This window comes from Paenibacillus sp. 7516 (genome assembly GCF_002272715.1).
In the GTDB taxonomy this organism is placed as follows: Bacteria; Bacillota; Bacilli; order Paenibacillales; family Paenibacillaceae; genus Paenibacillus; species Paenibacillus illinoisensis_A.
The window spans coordinates 346,016-364,696 of sequence record NZ_NPBI01000006.1 but is presented as its reverse complement, the minus strand read 5'-3'; the positions used below and the strand labels follow the sequence as shown (position 1 = coordinate 364,696).

The following is an 18,681-nucleotide window of genomic DNA, read 5'->3' as shown; positions in this document are numbered from 1 at the left end:
AAGATGTAAACTCACTCAAGGAGATGAAGAATAATGACCACAGCTAATTCTCTTCGCATATCGGAACTGGCTGTTTGTCTTTCCCTATTTGAAGTTGGAAGTACAACTTTGTTTCTAATGGGTGGGGAAGCCAAACAGGATGCGTGGTTAGCCATGCTAGCAGGGGCTCTAGCCGGGTTGTTATTGTTACTTATTCATTTGGGAATTCATCATCAGGAACCTGAATTGGATTTGTTTCTATTGTTTCGTCGTTATATGGGTAAAATCATGGGAACCATACTTAACTTGATGTTTGTGGGGTATTTTGCTTATGAGGCTTCCCGAAACTTACGTGATTTAAGTGAAGTCACCGTATTGACTCTGCTAAACAGAACACCCATGTGGCTTATCACCGTGATCACGATCCTGGTCGTCTCCAATACAGTACGATACGGATACCGTGTACTGTTTCTAATGTGTATGATTTTGTTTCCTATGATGCTGCTGGGATATACCTTGATCAGCATATTGATTCCTTCAACAGGCATTTTTCACGCGGAACTGATATTACCTGTTTTGGAGAATGGGTGGAAGCCGATTATCAATGCAGCATTTCCTGAAATCATTTCCTTTCCGTTCGGACAGGTTGTTTTATTTCTGGTTTTTTATCCATATGCTCGTAAAGGCAGAAATTTTAATAAAGTCGTGATCACTGCTTATATCGTAACTGCGCTTGCTCTAACTTTTATTAATCAACTTATTATTTTTGTCCTAGGCCCTCAGATTGCCGCGTATAGTACTCTTCCGCTCCTCGAAACGGTTCAACTGATTGAATTGACTGAGGTGTTCGAGCGGATGGATGCACTGTTTACTTTGCTTCTATTTTTAGGGTTAGGCATTAAAATTGCCGCCTTCTTTCATGGTGCTGTTATAGGTCTTGAAAGAGTAACAGGAGTCAATTACAAGAAGTGGGTATTTGCGGTAGGGATCCTTCTATGTGGTTTGTCATTCTTGTCACCGACTTATACTGAACATATAGAAGTCGGTCGGGGGGTTACGTTGAATTATTCTTCTCCTGTATTCCAAATCTTCCTTCCGATATTGTTATTTGTAGTGATCTTGCTAAAAAAAAGAATGAACAAAAAAACGACTCCGTGAAATACAGAGTCGTTTTTTTGATGGGAAAAGTAACATTTATTTGGAATCCGCTAATTTCAACGCCGTATCCGACTTTTTCAAATCATGCTCGACTTGTTCTTCGATATTATAAGGATGATACATTTCATTTTTAATCATATAATCGGCGATTTTTTGATGCGTATCAATTGCGGTGTCCAGTTGGGCCTTAAGCACTTTTCGAACTCGCGGTGTTGCTGTTTCGGTAAGAGCAATCGCGTAAGTGCGTACGGCGGACTTGGCGGACAGAAGCATATCGGTAGCAATCGCAAGATCATCCATTGGTTTAATGGCCTTTACCAGCATTTCCTTGGTCATCGTGGTAGACATAATAAGAATCCTCCTTATTTCAATAGGGATTTCAATTCTTCAATCGCTTGGGAAGAATTGTTCAGATCGTCTTCGATCAAGGATTTTAGTTTCTCGTCTTGGACCAGCTCCAGCATGGTCACCGCTTTAGTAGCACATGATGTTTTGAGCGTTAGCAGTTCATGAATTTCAAGTTTCTCGTGTACTGCAAGTTCCTTCGTCGCCATCGTGAAACACCTCCAGATATCGTTGTCTATTGATTTAGTACCCAAAATAATAGAGCAGAAACGTAAAAGAAATGAATTATAGTGAATGTTTCAAAGGGTTAACGATTACTTATCGCTCGCTTTTCCATCCAGGTCATGATGAAGTTCAGTGGCCGGGATGACTGGCTCGTAGACTTGTCCTTTTGGAACCGGGTTGGAAACGTAAACGAAATCCCCAGTGCCGTCTGGAGCACTTCCTTTCGCCCATAAACCTTCACTGGATTCTGTACCTTCGGAAAGATTCCAGAACTCATAGGCTTCAGGTTGAGATTCCTGCTCGGCCTCGGGTGGGAAGGAAGCAGGAACAACGACGCCGTTCTTTTCTTCTAATTCCTGAATGGCTGCCATCCACTGATACTGATGGTAACGGTCACGTGCCAACATTTTGCGGAACGTCGCTCGAACGCCTTCATCGGTAGTCATGTGATAGAGTCTTGCAACCTGGAGACGGCCCTGACTTTCGGCATGCAGGTTAGAACGCATATCTGCAAGAAGGTTGCCGCTTGCCACAATATACGAACCGTTCCAAGGTACGCCGGTAGAGTTCGTAGGTAAGCCGCCCAGTCCGCTTACCAGCAGATGTTGAGGGTTGATTCCTCCCATAATGGCAGCAGTAACAGGGTCCTCAGCTGCTTTTTGCTGTTCGGCAGGTGTGGCGCCATCCAGCAGCTGGCTAATCAAAGCGCAGAGCATTTCAACGTGGCCGATTTCCTCTGTCCCGATATCCATAAGCATATCTTTATATTTTTCTTCGCCACGACAATTAAATCCTTGAAAGAGGTACTGCATCATTACGGTCATTTCGCCGAATTGTCCACCCAATACTTCCTGGACCTGACGGGCGAATACGGGATCCGGGCGATCTACTTTTACTTCGAATTGTAATTCCTTTTGGTGTCTGAACATGTGAATCCCTCCATTGGTATGGTTGATTAATTCTAAATCTATATAACCTGTCCAACTAATTCTAAACAAAAGGAAACACAAAAAAGACAAAGAAGAAGCAGCATGACTGCTCCTTTTTTGTCTTCATTGGGCATTGAATGTTACTCAAAATAGGGCTGCTTAGGCTTTGTCCGAATCTGGTCTTTTAATTTGAAGAGGAGGAGGGACAAGCCAGCCTTTTTCTTTGATCAATTGCAAAATGCGCACGCCTAGTGCCGCCTTGGTTACGTGGTATTTGGCGAATAATGCACCGATATCTTCTCGGATGGATTGTCCCATGACCTGGCTCGCTGCAACCAGACCAAGTGAGGTGTCTGCTGCGATTTTGGCTGCGATTTCAGGATCCGTGAATCTCGCACCAGCAGGGATATCTTCCAATTTGACAGGAGGTCTTTCGGGCAACATTGGGGCCGGAGCAATGCCATTCTCGGTCAACAAAGCATCGCACTCTTTGATTTCCAGTTTGGCCTGATCCAGCAGGTCATCAAGGATTTTTTTCAGATCCTTGTCTCCGGCATGGTTCATGTACGCCTGGTAACAGGAAATGGACCCTTTTGCCATCATGGAGCATTGCCACACGCTAAAAATTTCTCCGTAGTGCATCGGTTCATCTTTGGGATTGCCACTCAATATACCCATTGTCTTATTTCCCTCCAAGTATTCAGTCGTTTTACCGGGTTAGGTTCTCCTTAATAAAAGAATTATATTCTTCTTCGAATCCAAACTTTGGTTGAGCTTACTTTCACATAAATCCAGGAAGAAGGCAGAAACTAAGGCTGTAATTTACTTGAATGGAGGACGACCATGTTTTTTTATAGAGAAGATCTGATTAATATGATTGTTCCGGATAAGCCGGATCCGGCCGCAGCCAAAGTATTACAGGAAACATTAGGCGGACAATTTGGAGAAATGCGTACAATGATGCAGTTTTTCTTTCAGAGCAGCAACTTCCGCGGAAAAGCAACACAATACAGAGACCTGCTTCGTGGTGTGTTTCTGGAGGAATTAAGTCACATCGAATTGGTACAGCAAACGATAAATCAATTGTTGACCGGAGCAGGAGCGGAGGGCGCAGGCGATGCCGGCCTGGACGGAGCTCCACTCGACGAAGCCATCAAGCATGCGAACCCGCATCATTATATTATGGGTGCTCAGAGTTCTCTGCCTGTAGATGCTGCAGGTAACCCATGGCTTGGAAATTATGTGTATGATCATGGCAATCTGGTCAGCAATTTGCTTGATAACGTTGTATTGGAATCGACGGGAGTATTACAAAAAACAAGAATCTATGAAATGAGTACAAACAAAGCGTTTCGTGAAACGTTGGGTTTCCTGATTGTTCGTGATAATGCGCATCAAAATGCATTTGCCAAGGCCCTTGAAACGTTGGGTGTGAATTGGGGAAAAGTGTTTCCAGTGCCCAACTACGATATCAATAAATACCCGGAATGCCAGAAATACGTTGACCTTGGCTTCCATAATGCCCAGTTTAACTTCCGGTTGGACAATACCCGGATTGCTGAAATATATAGCGGCCAATCACCTAGTCGTAATGGCGGCGAACTGAAAGTTACTGACCCTCCACAGGGATTCCCGCTCCCATATATGCCGGAACTTCCTAATGAGCATAGCCCGGGCCTGCATGACTTGAATGCCTGAGCACTTACTTACATGAAATAATAGCTGCAAAAAAGGAACCCATATCATTGGGTTCCTTTTTTTTTATACATATGTTATTGACGATGCAGGCCTGGAAACTGTCCGAACGTTTGCCCAGGAATACCGACATTCGGGTTGTTGTATGGTTGATCCACGAAGGATACATGTTGAGTTGTGTTCGCCAGTTGTTGAGCAAGGCTCGCGATTTGCTGCAATTGTTGGATAGCTGTTTGGTGTCCTTGAAGTGCTGTTTGAATCATATGAGCCGCTTGCTGCTCGCGTTGAGCCAGTTGTTCGAGCTGCTGTGCATTGCTTTGCTCCTGTCTTAACAGTTGTTGATACTGCATGGAAGCTTGCTGTGTTTGCTGCGTGAGCTGCTGAGCCAGTTGGCTAATTTGTTGGGACTGTGAAAATTGATTCAAGTGAGTAGCCTCCTAAATGTCATTTGGATTACTTGAAGTAGTATGCAAATCAGTTTGGTGAAATATTCATGATTTACTAAGAAAAAGGGAGCTTAAACCTTACTTGAGGATGATCTAAGTTGAACAAATTACAGACAAGATATAATTTGTTAATTGCTCCCAGATTAATCCTCTTGTATACTAGATTCGTTCCAAATGTTACTTTTTACGCAATCAAGATTTAGTAGATTTAAGAGCTTTACACTAACAAGAAGGAGGATTTCCATGCTGAACAAGCAGACTAAATCACAAACGGAGAAACGTAAATATCATCCCTACGTTCGCACCCTTACAGGGCTGACTGCAGCCATCATCGCTGTTAGCGGAGGGTACACCGCGATGCCTTCTCAGGCACTGGCGGAGAAAGCGGATATCTCCATCTACAATTGGAATTCATATTCCAAATTAACGGTACCTGAACTTAAACCTTCCTGGACAGTGAAGGTAGACTCTTATACGGATCAGAATGAAAGCTATCAAGGACAACAGGCTGTTGCAGAAGACGGTAAAGTATTTGCCTTTTCTAATCGCAAGCTGGTCGCCTTGGATGCAGCAACGGGCAAACAGCTCTGGACATTTGGTAAAGATCTGACCCCGAGCATGGTTTATGACAATGGCGTTCTGTATGGCCTAACCTCCAACCATAAGCCATATGCGGTAAATGCCAAGACTGGAAAGGCTGTATGGCAATCGGGCACATCCACATGGATGGATACTCATGAGCGGACAGAAGCATTAATTCCTACTGCAGATACACTATATGTCATCAAGGGAAGCACCACGTATGCTTTTGATCGGAAGACAGGCAAGCTGCGGTGGAAGGCTGATGAAGCATCAGCCGAAGGCAATGGTACCGCCTATCTGCAGGAATCGGATGGAGTGGTGCTGCGAACCTTCTTCGTACAGGGGGCACTGACTTCTGTGCAATTGAATGCTTATGACAAGAAAACCGGGAAAAAGCTATGGAGTGAGTTCGGACAGGGAGAGGCAATTCAAATTAAAAATGGATTGGTGTATTCTGTCGATTACTACACTCCGCTGCTTAGTGATTATGAATCTGTCCCGGACCGGAAAGTACAGGTGAATGCCTTTAATCTCAAGACAGGGACACGTAAAGGAAGCATGGACTTTACCTGGAAAATGTCTGGCGACCCGCCGTATGAGCGCGGCCAAGGGAGTGTATTGGCTAATGATGGGAAGATATATATTGAACAGGCAGGCAAGATTGCTGAATATGATCTGAATACTTACAAGAATGGTGATGCTCCAACGAGGACATTTCAGCCTCCTGGCGGGGTGGGTGGAGAACTGGTAGGGGTTGTTCAGGAACGTCTGCTCTACAGGGACTCTGTTACAGATAGCGAATTAAAGGGTGTCAAGCTGGTAAACGGCAGTGCGGTTCAATGGAATGGCGATGCTCCTGTGTCTCAGGTTAGCATATATGGCAAAGGAATCTATCGTGCGCAGCTTAACGGGACACTGCTTGGAATCAACATGCTGACAAGCCAGCCTGTATTTCGCGTGAAAACCGGTGCTGACTTGCACGAGGCAACGTTAAAGACCGGCAGCATGATTGTTATACAGGCCGATGGCAAACTGATTGGCGTCAAGCTGCCAGCATCGCTGAAATAGTGGGGGATTAAAGAGTGGTACCATGAGGGAAAATAAATAGAACTTAGAGGGACGGACATTTTCCGTCCTTTTTTTGCTGTACAGAAACCTCCTATAAGATGGCCAAATATGGATTGACGAATGAGTACATAGTGTATATATTATATATATACACTATGTACTCAATAAACACGAATGAGGTGAATGGCCATTAAAATTCTGATATCCAACGCTTCGAGCGATCCCATCTATATGCAGATATTAACCCAGATCAGGCAGAGTATTTTGAGCGGGGAGTTGGTAGCCGGGGATAGTCTTCCCTCCATCAGGCAGCTCGCCAAGGATCTGCAAGTCAGCGTAATTACGACCAAACGTGTCTATGAAGAGCTGGAAAAAGAGAAATTGATTGATTCCGTCGTAGGCAAGGGCTGTTTCGTCTCAGGAGCCAATCAGGATTTTATTCGGGAGCAGCGGATGAAACGACTGGAAGAGAAAATGCTGGAGATTATTCGGGAGAGCAAGGAATTAAGCATGACGGAGCAAGATGTGATTCAACTTTTTACTATGTTGTCTGAGGAGGAAACTTCATCATGAATGCAATTGAACTGCGTAATTTAACCAAGGTGTATCCCTTATTTAAGGTGGACAATGTATCTCTGGATGTAAAACAGGGGTATATTACCGGGCTCATTGGACCGAATGGGGCGGGAAAAAGCACGCTGATCAAAATGATCATTGGCTTGATCCATCCAGACTCGGGTACGATCAGGACACTGGGACATGAGATGCCCGCGCAGGAAGTAAACATTAAGCAGCGTATTGGTGTCGTATCCGATGAGTGCTTTTATTATGAACATCTGACGATCCGGGAAATGAAAAAAATGATTGCACCCTTCTATACGAAGTGGGATGAGCAGAAATTCAACGACTATCTGGAGCAATTCGAATTGTCTCCCAAGAAGAAAATCGCTGATTTGTCCAAGGGGATGAAAATCAAGTTCTCTCTGGCCATCGCTCTATCACACAATGCTGATCTTCTCATTATGGATGAGCCGACGTCCGGTCTTGACCCTGTATTTAGAAGAGAGCTTCTGGATCTGCTCTCAGATCTGATACAGGATGAGACAAGATCCATTATTTTCTCAACACATATCACGACGGATCTGGAGCGTATTGCGGACTATATTGCATTCGTCAATCAGGGTAAACTCGTTTTTAACGAAACGAAAGATGATGTGCTTGAGAGATATACGATCGTTAAAGGAGATATGGAGCTTCTAGATCGGGATACACGGGATCAATTTATTGGAATTCGCGAGACAGCCGTTGGTTTTGAAGCATTGACAGACAATAGGGAAGAGGCCGCACGGTTGTTTGGAAGCTTTGCCCTTTTGCAAAGACCAACCTTGGAGGATCTGATCTACTTTACGGCAAAAGGGGGACGAAAACATGCTTAACCTGCTTCGCAAAGACTTCATAGCACTAAGAAGTTCACTGTGGACGATAGGATTATATCTCGCTGTGTTTAGCCTGGCATTCATACCCAGCCATGAAATGTCGATGTATTTTGTGGGGATCTACACCGCATTTGGATCCGTGATTCTGGCAACCATGATTGATATCAAAAACCATAATCATAATTTCCTGGTTACTCTTCCGGTCAGCCGCAAAAATATCGTGCAAGCCAAGTATGTATCTGCGATCCTATATACCTTATTTGGCGTGCTCGCCTCATTGGGAATTCACTGGCTGGTTAACTTGATTTTCCCTGAGCTGAACAAGCCAAGCTATACCCTCATGGACATTATGGTTTCCATAGGCATGGTATTGGTGCTGGTATCCATCTATATGCCTCTCTTTTATGCACTTAGTAAAAAAGGAGCCGGAATAATCAATGCCATATTTATGGTTGCACTCATTCTTCTCGCGCAGCCTTTTGCTATGCTTATGAATAGGGTCAGTGAGAAGGGTGTAGATGGGCAACTTATAGCCATGATATCAGTTGGAATAATATTCATCTTCGGTGCATCATATGTGTTAACTACTCGTTTGTTTGCGAGAAAGGATTTATAGGATATTGGCAAATAATATTAAGAAAACCCCGCCACCTGATTGGATCAGGTAACGGGGTTCTTTATTATTTTGGATCGGATTTCGTGACTTCAATCTGAAATTGATCGGAATAGGACTTGAGGTTGCCCGCAAGGCCAGCGAGCTGCCCGGAAATGTTCGACAGTTCGTTCGCGGATCGCTGCTGCTCCTCGGCACTGGCCGTGACTTCTTCAGCCATGGCCGAAGTTTCCTCTGTTGCAGAAGCGATATAGCTTAGATGCTGTTCCACTTCCTGACGAATGGAATGCATATTCATTGTGCGGTTCTCCAAACGCTGAGCAAGCTCGTGTACTTCAGTTGATAATTGGCTAACCTGTCTGAATGCCTGAAGGCAATCAGCGATCTGTTCTTCCTGCTCTTTGACCGCTACCATATTCGCTTCAAAATGACTGCCCATCCGGTGGATTTCTTGTACAAATGAACTCAGAATCCCATCAATCTCCTGGATGGAACGTTCAGATTGCTGAGCGAGCTGGCCCATTTCACCAGCAACGACGGCAAATCCTTTACCAGCCTCACCAGCACGGGCTGCCTCGATGGAAGCATTCAGCGATAAAATCTGGGTTTGTTTCAGGATATTATGAATTTGTCCACTAATGGAAGCAGCGAGCTCTGATTGAGTGGTTAAAGACTTGGAAATTTCCTGCTGATGCTCAACCCGCTTGGCATTCTCCCGACCCTTTTTAAGCAGAACTTCATGTTCGCGTGTAACTTGCACTTGTACGGCAGATAGCTGCTCAGAAGTATGAGTGAACTGCTGCACGTATGAACCAACTTCGTCCATAATCTTGCCGAGGTTCTCCGAATGTTGGACGGAGTGTTCTGTTTCTTCCGCCTGTTTCATGGAGCCTATGGCAATTTCCTCGATTGCTCTGGAAAGTTCTTCGGTCTGGCGCTGGTTTGTCTGTGCGGTTTCCGCAATATTTGCCGAGGACTGCTGCAGCGTATCAGACCCTTGCTGTATTCCCTTCAGTATGTTCTTCAATTGCGAAGCCATGACATTAATCAGGTCACTGATGTCACCGAGCTGATCGTTGGACAGATGTTTGGATACCACTGTTAGATTCCCATCCGCGACCTGTTCGAGGCTTGACTTGATATCGCGGACTTGTCTGAGAATGCCTCTTACCACCAATAGCATCATGACCAGCGATAGAATCAATACAACCACAAAAATCGGAATAATGGTCCGATACGCATTATTCACCGAAACAGAAGATACTTGATTCACTGCTGCAGCAGAAATATCAATGCCCAGATAACCAACAATTTCACCTTGTGAATCCTTGATTGGTGTAAAGGAGGAGAGAAGCTGTCCCCAGGTTGGATCGTCAACAATACCTGTAGTAACGACTTCACCGTTTAGCAAGCGTTCCTGAATCTGGGGATTGAATTCCATTGCCGTTCCGTAAGGGCTATATTCCGTATCGTCCCAATCAGCTCCATCTACCGTGTATATCCACCCGTCTGGCGTTTTGTTATACATATATACATAGAGTGCTCCCGATTGAAGCCGGACTTTAGCGAGTTCGTCTCTAAGACTTTTGTATTCATCGCTTTCCTCCGAAGCCGTAGAGTATAATGTCCTGATTGATTCCGCATCTTGGCCCAGCAGGGAGGCGGTGTTTACTGCTAACTGCTGATTCTTATGCTGTATGGTCATTACAGATGCGTTTTCACTGGAGTGGATGGTCGTCCACACGATGAGACCGCCCATGGCCAGCAATGGCACCAGAATGATTAAATACAGTTTGAGTCTTAGATCCATCTTTATCTTGCGAGTCTGTCTCACGTTCTGTTCCCCCTTGGAAGTAGTTAAAACAAAATGGTTATTCGTATAACCCCATACTATTTATCGTAAATTGAAAGGAAGAAATGAAGACTAGTCCTAGATTCATATTGACATATGTGCATGGGATTGCCCACACACAGCGCGAAGACCCTGATATAAACCGGTTTCAACTGAACGACTGAATCTCTGAAGTAAGATGGATGCTGTACACAACAAAAAGGACCTAATCCGGTTGGATAGGTCATAACCGTGTTCATGGCATTTTTCAAATACTCAAATGCTGTACCAGCATATCAACGAATCGTTTGGCGAATTTCAGATCGCTTTGAACGGTAACGTGATCTTCTTCTGAAGCCAGACTCATTTTCTGCAGCATACTCATCATGGATACAAAGATAAAATGGGCTGTGTTAAGGGGATCTGGATCAGGCTTCAACGTACCATCATTATATCCGGTCTCTAGAGCATCTAACAGGAAATGTTGTTCCTTTTTACGTTTGATGAACAGATTGTATTGTTCTTTCAATTCTTGGCCTGAATCATAGGCTTCATAATGCAGGTCGAATAATAATACGAATTTGATATAACCGAGATGAGTGGAGGCGTAATTTACCCAGGCTTCAAGCATGGAAGCAAGCATCTCTTTGCCGCTCATTCCTGGTAAAGCAGCATTCTTCACGTATCCGGTCATATTCTCCAGAATCTCGACTTGGACCGCCAGAATCAGTTCGTTCATGGATTGAAAGTGCTTGTAAAAGGTAACCCGGCTTATTCCGGCTTCGCTGCATACATCTTTGATATTCACATTAAGGAAGCTCTGCTTCATGCATAATTCTTTGGCTGCTGTAATTAGAGCTTCCCGGTTTTTGTTTTTAAAATTTTGGTGCCAGTTCTCAGTCATAGGAGATAACCTGTTCCTTCACATGGTTTTTTTGCATCGTCCGGAAAAGGGCGAGCCCAAGGATAAGTGCACCAACAATATAAGGAATATGAAGGTGTTTGTCAAACAGCAATCCAGCAAACAGTGGTCCAATCATGTTCCCTATACTGGAATAGGTTGTATTAATCCTGCAGCATATCCCTGACGGTCTCCGGCAAAACTGGCGATCGTATTTCTCAATAAATATGAATATATTTACATGTGATTTACATAAACATGCAAAAATCAACATATTCCTCTCGTATGATATAACTGGCTAATCTAGTAATTATTAATGAAATTGCGCTAGATGCACATTAATGCCAAATGAGAGGAGAACACGATGATTAACCCATTGTACAAAAAGGTTCTTGCCATCCTGCTATCAACCGCACTGGTTATTGGATGGTTTGGGGGACTGGGCTCAGCACCAGTAGTTAAAGCAGCGGAGACCGTTGACCCTCAAGCAGACATCTTGCTTAGCAAAAATTCAACGTGGAAGTATTTTGATCAAGGTCAGGATTTAAAATCGGTATGGCAGGCTGTCTATGAAGACAATACTTGGGCAGTAGACAATGCTCCTTTTGGTTACAAAGACAATGGTAGCGGCATATCGACGACATATTTTGGACCGCTTCAGACAGAAGTGGACTATGGTGGAAACCAAGATCTCAAACACCGCACTACATATTTTCGGACAACGCTGACAGTTAACCAGGAGCAAATCCAAAATTATGGTCAAATTCTGGGTACCTTCGGCATTGACGACGGTGCTGTTTTATATGTAAATGGCACAGAAGTTCGCAGATTCGGTATGCCTGATGGTGAGATTAACTATTCTACCAAAGCCACATCTTCTATGGATCTGCCGGTCATGTATACCGATGTGGATCTGACCGAACCGCTTCAAACGCTCCTCCGTGAAGGGGAGAATATCATTGCAGTGGAGGTACATCAGCAAAGCGATGGAAGCTCGGATCTGTACTTTGATATGGAGCTGAGAGCGTTAGCTGACGCACCGGCAATCGAAATTAGCAAAGTCACAGCGACGTTCTATGGTGACGCCAAATCGAGTAAAGGTTTTACTTGGTATACTCCGCTTGGTTCAGAAGAAAGCCATGTACAAGTGGTCCGTAAACAGGACGGAGCTCCTGACTTCAACACAGCACAATCCTTCAGTGGTGAAGCAATCATCTCCAGAAATTCTCCGGGAGAAAGGGTTCATAAAGCAGAAGCTACAGGACTTGAAGCAAACACTTCATACTATTATCGCGTAGGTGACGAGAGGCTTGGCCTCTGGAGTGAAACTGGGGAGTTCAAAACAGCTCCGATTGACGGAGCATTTACCTTTGTTGACTTAACGGATACCCAAGCGAAGGATGAGGAAGAGGCCCGTTTATCCGCGGAAACGCTGTCGAAGGCACTAGCAACCGTCCCGGATGCAGAGTTCGTCGTTCACAACGGTGATGTTGTCGAGAATGGGACCTCGGAACAAGAATGGAACTGGCTGCTTGGTTATTCACAAGAGGATTTAATGAGAACAACGATTGTACCTTCTGCGGGTAATCACGAGAACAAAAACTATGCATTTTATGATCATTTTAATGTAAAACAGCCAGAGAATGCGGCGACAGTCACAGGTGCTTATTATTCCTATGATTACAGCAACGCGCATTTTATCGTTCTGAACTCCAATGAAAATTCGACGGATTATGCGAACTTCTCGAACGATCAAGTGGAGTGGATGAAGCAGGATGTGGAGCAGGCCAAATCTGCTGGAGCTGAGTGGATCATCGTCAACATTCATAAAGGACCGTATACGACGTCCAATCATGCTACCGACAAGGATATTATTGGCGAGAACGGGGTTAGACATAAAATTGCTCCGCTCATGAATGAGCTTGGCATCGATCTTGTGCTTCAAGGACATGATCACATCTATGCTCGGACCAAACCGATCAAGCAGGATGGAACAGCAGAAGAAGCCTCCACAATAGAGGAAACTTTCAAAGGGCAAAGCATTGAATACACGGTTAATCCGGATGGAACCATCTATATGATTCCAGGTACGGCAGGTGCCAAAGTATACTTCAAAAATACGAAACCCGAACTGGGCGAAGCTTACTTTAGCCTGTTTGATCGAGCAGAAGAGAATCATGCCCGCGTGTATGGAGATACAACGAGTGCAGCAAGAGGTCAGGTGCAGAATTTCACCTCACTGACTGTTGATGGCGGCAAACTTACAGCGATCGTTTATGAAATCGATCAACATCAAAATAATGCAGCACCATTTATTGTCGATAAATTTGGGATTACCAAGGACACAGAATCGAATGATGAGCAAGTGAGCAAGGTTACGGTTACATTTAATGGAGATCCAACCACTAGCAAAGGATTTGCCTGGTACACATCCGAACAGGTTCCAGGAAGTGATCTTCAGGTTGTTGAAAAAACAGCTAATATGGCTGACTTTTCTAAAGCCATTTCTTTTGAAGGGCGTTCCAGCCAGTCCGTAAATTCGCCTACGGAACTTGTACACAAAGCGGAAGCAACGAATCTGAAGCCAGATACGCTTTATTCCTTCAGAGTGGGGGAAGCTTCCAGCAATACATGGAGCAATACGGGCACGTTCCGTACAGCGCCGAAGACAGGAGCCTTTACATTTATTGATCTGGCCGATACGCAGGCGAAGGAAGAGGATGAAGCGATCCTTTCCTCCGAGACACTGGACAAGGCACTTGCTACCATTCCGAATGCACAATTTGTAGTGCACAATGGAGATATTGTTGATAAGGGTGTTAAAGAAGAGCAATGGGATTGGCTGCTCGGTCATTCTCAATCAAGCCTTCTGAATACCACAATCGTTCCTTCAGCGGGTAACCATGAAGATGAGAACTTCGCTTTTATCGATCATTTCAACCTGGATGTACCGGTGAACTCGGCAACAGAGACAGGGGCTTATTATTCGTACGATTACAGTAATGCACACTTTGTGGTGTTGAATTCAAACGAGGATTCAGAAGAGTATAACAATTTCTCGGCAGAACAGGTCCAGTGGCTGGAGGACGATGTAAAAGAAGCTCGCAAAAACGGAGCAGATTGGATCATCGTTAATATTCATAAAGGTCCTTATACAACGTCCAATCATGCGACAGATTCGGATATTATCGGACCAAACGGAGTTCGTAACAAAATCGCTCCGCTGATGGCAGAACTGGATATCGACTTTGTGTTACAGGGACATGATCATATTTACGCCCGTACCAAACCGATCGATAAGACCGGGAAAGCGAAAGATGCTGTCAAGATTACGGAAACATTGAACGGTAAGAAGATTGAATACGCGGTGAACCCGGATGGTACCATTTATCTGATTCCAGCAACAGCCGGACCGAAAGTATACTACAAAAATCAGGATCCTGTTCTTGGGGATGCGTATTACAGCTTGTTTGAGTTGGCAGAAGAAAATCATGCTGCAAAGTATGGACCAGATCCGAATGACAACCGTCGCCCGAAACGTGGTCAAGTTCAAAACTTTGTGGGCATCACCATCGACGGGAACAAGCTTACAGCCGTAACGTATGAAATTGATCAGAATATTAATGATGCAAAACCGTTTATCATTGATCAATTTGGCATGATCAAGAAGTCGAATACGGAAACGCCGAACCCTGGACCGGGTACATCGAACCCTGGATCAGGTGGCGGTTCTGGAAGCAGTGGAGGGTCTGGAACCACTACCCCAACACCTGGAACAGGTTCTGAGACGACGCAGCCCGGAACAGAACAGGGAGGCAAACCGGATACCAGCAATCCAGGTCAATCTGGCGGTGGCAACAATGAGAATCTACCACAGCTGAAAGATACGGAAGGACACTGGGCGAAATCGCTCATTGATCAAGCTTTAACTGCAGGATTTGTTCAAGGCTATGGCGATGGAACCTTCCGTCCGAATCAAAAAGTAACCCGTGCGGAGTTCATTACCATGCTGGGCAGAGCCATGAAACTGAATACAAGCAGCACGGTAACAACGTATACAGATGCAAAACAGATTCCTATCTGGTCTGCTTCATACATTGTTGAAGCAGCCTCAGCAGGCATTATTAGTGGGTACACGGATGGCACATTTAAGCCAAATAAACCACTGAACCGTGCTGAAATGGTGACCATGATTGCTCGTGCAAGCAGCACACCGGAAGGCTCCACGGCTTCGCTTTCTTTTGAAGACCGGGAGCAGATTCCTGCATGGGCAGCGCCTTACGTGGCCTCCATGGTAGAGGCTGGATGGATTGACGGTGTAGGCGGTAATCGATTTGCCCCATTGCAAACGGCAACGCGGGCTGAATCTGTCAAATTAATCCTGAGTCTTCTGGAACAAAACTAGTTTATTCGTTGATAGTCAGCCTGACCCTGCAAGGTTATTTACCTGGGGTCAGGTTTTTTTTGTAAACAGACGATCCTTATATTTAAATTTCACAGATAGCTATTCCATTCTCTGATACAATGATAGACAAGTACGGTTAACCCAAAATTAGGAGTTGAAATCATGTTGCCCATCATTAACTTGCAAGGAGTCTGGAGAATGCAGCTTGACGAGAACAAGCTGGGAATCAATACTCCATATGACGACACGATTACCATGCCAAATACAACGTCCCATGCCAGGAAGGGAAAGAAAAACGAGCTGACTGAGGTTGGAGCGCTCACGGACGAATACGCTTTCGAGGGATGGCTCTGGCTGGAGCGGGAGTTTGAGGTCCCGGAGGAATGGGCAGGAAAGTACTGCTGTCTACATCTGGAGCGTACACGGGTTACAACAGTCTGGGTTGATGATATTCCACTAGGTACACGAAACAGTCTCAATACGCCCCATGAGTATGTGCTTAAGGAAGGGCTCTCTGCCGGTACACATACCGTTAGAATCAAGGTAGACAACACGAGCTACCCAACCAAAGGCGGGCATATGACCTCCAAGGATACACAGACGAACTGGAACGGCATTACGGGCAAGCTGGAATTGAAATTCAGCAATGAAGCACGTATGAGTGATGTGCAAATTTACACCGATGCGATGCATAAATCGATAACGCTTTCGGTGAAATTGGATGGAGTGCTACAGGACACCCAAATTGCAGTGTCTGCCAAGAGTTTCGCCATTGATGAGCAAACTTCCGACGTAGAAGAAGCTGTACATGAAGTTGCCGAGCTGATGTATCCAGTTGATCATAACGAAATGAGTATCTCGTATTCATTGGGAGATGAAGCGCTCTTATGGAGCGACGATGCACCTCATTTATATAAGATTGCCATCACGCTGCGCGAAGAGAGCGGGAGAATCATCGATGATCGGGACATCGTAATTGGACTGCGGGATTTCAAGGCGAGTGGAGACAAGTTTACAATTAATAATCGACCAACCTTTTTACGAGGCAAGCATGATGGATTGATCTTCCCGTTAACTGGCTATGCACCAACGGACGTGAACGAATGGGTAAGAATCCTCGGCATTTCGAAATCCTACGGTATTAATCATTATCGTTTCCATACTTGTTGTCCACCTGAAGCAGCATTTGTTGCAGCCGATATGCTGGGAATCTACATGGAACCCGAGCTGCCATTTTGGGGAACGATTACGGATGAGAGCGATGCGAACCATAACCAGGCAGAGCAGGATTATTTGATTGAGGAAGGCTTCGCCATTCTGCGCAGCTTCGGGAATCATCCTTCGTTTATCATGATGTCACTGGGGAATGAGTTGTGGGGGAGCAAGGAAAAGCTAAGTGCCATTCTGAAAGACTATAAGGCATATGATCAGCGTCATCTGTACACGCAAGGCTCCAACAATTTTCAGTTTACCCCGGTTATTCTGGAGGAAGAAGATTTCTTCAGTGGTGTGCGGTTCTCCCGCGACCGCTTGATCAGAGGTTCCTATGCGATGTGTGACGCTCCGCTGGGTCATGTTCAAACCGATCTGCCTGGTACAATGAAGGATTATGATGAGCACATCCACCCTCAGCAGCACACTGGACTAGAGGATTCCCATTCGCAGGAACAGGAAATTCAGATCCAATACGGGACAGTCTCCAAAACCGTGAAAGCGGCTGCAACGGACAAGGATCTCATTCCGCATCTTCCTGTAGTATCTCACGAGATTGGGCAGTATGCCATGTATCCGGATTTTGCGGAGATTGAGAAGTATACAGGCTCGATCAAAGCACATAACTTTGAAATCTTTCGAGAACGTTTGCAGGCCAAGGGCATGGGGCATCTCGCTGAATCGTTCTTCCGTGCCTCAGGTCAACTGGCTGTAGATTGTTACAAGGAAGAGCTTGAGGCTGCTTTCCGATCCGAGCGACTTGCAGGCTTTCAACTGCTTGATTTGCAGGACTTTAGCGGACAAGGGACGGCCCTTGTTGGCATATTGGACGCATTTATGGACTCCAAAGGTTTAATCAGTGCTGAAAAATGGCGAACCTTCTGCTCGGATGCTGTCCTTTTGGCTCGCTTTGAGAAGTATAACTATGCTACTCAAGAGACATTCAACGCATCGGTAGAGTTGAGTTATTATCGTCAGGTCCCTCTGAAAGGGGAAACGTTGCGATGGGAATGTACTCAAGGAAACCGCGTTATATCCGAAGGAGAACAGCTCATTACAGAGGATCTTATCAAACCTTACCAGAAGCTTGGGAACATTCATGTAATTCTGCCTAGTGTAGAGAATATGACTCAAGTAATGTTAAAGTTGTCCATATCGAATACGGACATTTCTAAATCCTATAACATCTGGGTCTACCCTGCGCAAGCGGATCGTCAGTTTGCTCTCGCGCCTGTGTACAAGGAACTGACAGAAACCGCGCTGCAGAGTTTGGAAGAGGGCGGTTCAGTTCTTCTTCTGGCTTCTCCCGGACAGGTTACTAACGCTATTGAGGGCTTATATAGTACTGATTTCTGGTGTTATCCCATGTTCCGGTCCATCTCGGAAAGCATGAATAAACCCGTTCCGGTAGGTACCCTGGGATTGCTGATTCAGAATGATCATCCGGCTCTTCAGCATTTCCCGAGCGAGCTGCACTCCACTTACCCATGGTGGAATATTGTTACCCATTCGAGATCCATCATTTTGGACGATCTCCCGGCAGATTTGCAGCCAATTGTGCAGACGATCGATAACTTTGAGCGTAATCATAAGCTTGGACTGTTATTTGAGTGCAAAGTAGGCAAAGGCAAAGTGTTAGTTGGGGCACTGGATTATGACCAGCTGCTTGCTCAGATCGAAGGGCGACAATTTATTCACAGTCTGCTGCAATATATGGAAAGTGATGATTTTAAACCGACTCACGAGATGACTTCTAGTGAATTGAATCAACTGCTGTTTAAATAAACGTTAAAAGGTGTAGAGGCCGTCCTTATTTAGGACGGTTTTTATTTTTTTGTACATTTAACCATTTGATT

16 protein-coding genes are annotated in these 18,681 nt (G+C 45.0%); 8 read left to right on the top strand and 8 right to left on the bottom strand.

What is annotated here, in order from left to right; all coding sequences use genetic code 11:
• The first annotated feature begins 33 nt into the window (after positions 1–33).
• Positions 34–1,137 (top strand): GerAB/ArcD/ProY family transporter, encoded by a 1,104-nt coding sequence (locus tag CHI14_RS05010; protein WP_095287314.1) that lies wholly within the window; start codon positions 34–36, stop codon positions 1,135–1,137.
• 36 nt (positions 1,138–1,173) lie between these two features.
• On the opposite strand, the gene CHI14_RS05005 is transcribed toward CHI14_RS05010, so the two are convergent.
• From CHI14_RS05005 to CHI14_RS04990, 4 genes are all read right to left on the bottom strand, one after another.
• Positions 1,174–1,485 carry a spore coat protein gene (locus CHI14_RS05005; protein ID WP_095287313.1) on the bottom strand — a complete coding sequence of 104 codons (312 nt, stop codon included), beginning with the start codon at positions 1,483–1,485 and terminating at the stop codon, positions 1,174–1,176.
• A 14-nt stretch (positions 1,486–1,499) separates the two neighbouring features.
• Positions 1,500–1,691 carry a spore coat protein gene (locus CHI14_RS05000; RefSeq protein ID WP_095287312.1) on the bottom strand — a complete coding sequence of 64 codons (192 nt, stop codon included), beginning with the start codon at positions 1,689–1,691 and terminating at the stop codon, positions 1,500–1,502.
• Positions 1,692–1,796: 105 nt separating this feature from the next.
• Entirely contained in the window at positions 1,797–2,636 is an 840-nt protein-coding gene (locus CHI14_RS04995; RefSeq protein WP_095287311.1) for a manganese catalase, read from the bottom strand.
• A 159-nt stretch (positions 2,637–2,795) separates the two neighbouring features.
• Positions 2,796–3,314 (bottom strand): DUF3231 family protein, encoded by a 519-nt coding sequence (locus tag CHI14_RS04990; RefSeq protein WP_095287310.1) that lies wholly within the window; start codon positions 3,312–3,314, stop codon positions 2,796–2,798.
• 165 nt (positions 3,315–3,479) lie between these two features.
• Here CHI14_RS04990 and CHI14_RS04985 point away from each other — a divergent pair, with 165 nt between their 5' ends.
• Positions 3,480–4,334, top strand: a complete 855-nt coding sequence (locus tag CHI14_RS04985) for a manganese catalase family protein (RefSeq protein ID WP_095287309.1) — start codon at positions 3,480–3,482, stop codon at positions 4,332–4,334.
• A gap of 74 nt (positions 4,335–4,408) precedes the next feature.
• On the opposite strand, the gene CHI14_RS04980 is transcribed toward CHI14_RS04985, so the two are convergent.
• Complete coding sequence (locus CHI14_RS04980; RefSeq protein ID WP_095287308.1) at positions 4,409–4,756, bottom strand: AMP-dependent synthetase and ligase; 348 nt, start codon at positions 4,754–4,756, stop codon at positions 4,409–4,411.
• 264 nt (positions 4,757–5,020) lie between these two features.
• On the opposite strand from CHI14_RS04980, the gene CHI14_RS04975 reads away from it, so the two are divergent.
• The 4 genes from CHI14_RS04975 (at position 5,021) to CHI14_RS04960 (ending at position 8,479) form a co-directional block, all read left to right on the top strand.
• A complete protein-coding gene (locus CHI14_RS04975) occupies positions 5,021–6,427 on the top strand; it encodes an outer membrane protein assembly factor BamB family protein (protein ID WP_095287307.1) in 1,407 nt (468 codons plus the stop codon).
• A 189-nt stretch (positions 6,428–6,616) separates the two neighbouring features.
• Positions 6,617–7,000, top strand: coding sequence for a GntR family transcriptional regulator (locus tag CHI14_RS04970; protein ID WP_095287751.1), 384 nt, complete (start codon positions 6,617–6,619; stop codon positions 6,998–7,000).
• Entirely contained in the window at positions 6,997–7,863 is an 867-nt protein-coding gene (locus CHI14_RS04965; RefSeq protein ID WP_095287306.1) for an ABC transporter ATP-binding protein, read from the top strand. Before CHI14_RS04970 ends, CHI14_RS04965 begins: the two co-directional genes overlap by 4 nt.
• Positions 7,856–8,479: an ABC-2 transporter permease gene (locus tag CHI14_RS04960; RefSeq protein ID WP_095287305.1), complete on the top strand. Its 624-nt coding sequence runs from the start codon at positions 7,856–7,858 to the stop codon at positions 8,477–8,479. The genes CHI14_RS04965 and CHI14_RS04960 overlap by 8 nt, the downstream gene beginning before the upstream one ends.
• A gap of 64 nt (positions 8,480–8,543) precedes the next feature.
• Here CHI14_RS04960 and CHI14_RS04955 read toward each other — a convergent pair whose 3' ends face one another.
• The 3 genes from CHI14_RS04955 to CHI14_RS30280 all read right to left on the bottom strand — a co-directional run bounded on the left by CHI14_RS04955 (position 8,544) and on the right by CHI14_RS30280 (position 11,347).
• A complete protein-coding gene (locus tag CHI14_RS04955; RefSeq protein ID WP_095287304.1) occupies positions 8,544–10,310 on the bottom strand; it encodes a methyl-accepting chemotaxis protein in 1,767 nt (588 codons plus the stop codon).
• 265 nt (positions 10,311–10,575) lie between these two features.
• On the bottom strand, positions 10,576–11,211 hold the full coding sequence (locus CHI14_RS04950; RefSeq protein WP_095287303.1) for a TetR/AcrR family transcriptional regulator: 636 nt from the start codon (positions 11,209–11,211) through the stop codon (positions 10,576–10,578).
• A complete protein-coding gene (locus tag CHI14_RS30280; RefSeq protein WP_212676976.1) occupies positions 11,204–11,347 on the bottom strand; it encodes a hypothetical protein in 144 nt (47 codons plus the stop codon). The genes CHI14_RS04950 and CHI14_RS30280 overlap by 8 nt, the downstream gene beginning before the upstream one ends.
• A gap of 225 nt (positions 11,348–11,572) precedes the next feature.
• On the opposite strand from CHI14_RS30280, the gene CHI14_RS04945 reads away from it, so the two are divergent.
• Positions 11,573–15,613 carry an S-layer homology domain-containing protein gene (locus CHI14_RS04945; protein ID WP_095287302.1) on the top strand — a complete coding sequence of 1,347 codons (4,041 nt, stop codon included), beginning with the start codon at positions 11,573–11,575 and terminating at the stop codon, positions 15,611–15,613.
• Between the two features lie 162 nt (positions 15,614–15,775).
• Positions 15,776–18,610 carry a glycoside hydrolase family 2 TIM barrel-domain containing protein gene (locus tag CHI14_RS04940; protein ID WP_095287301.1) on the top strand — a complete coding sequence of 945 codons (2,835 nt, stop codon included), beginning with the start codon at positions 15,776–15,778 and terminating at the stop codon, positions 18,608–18,610.
• The last annotated feature ends 71 nt before the right edge of the window (positions 18,611–18,681 follow it).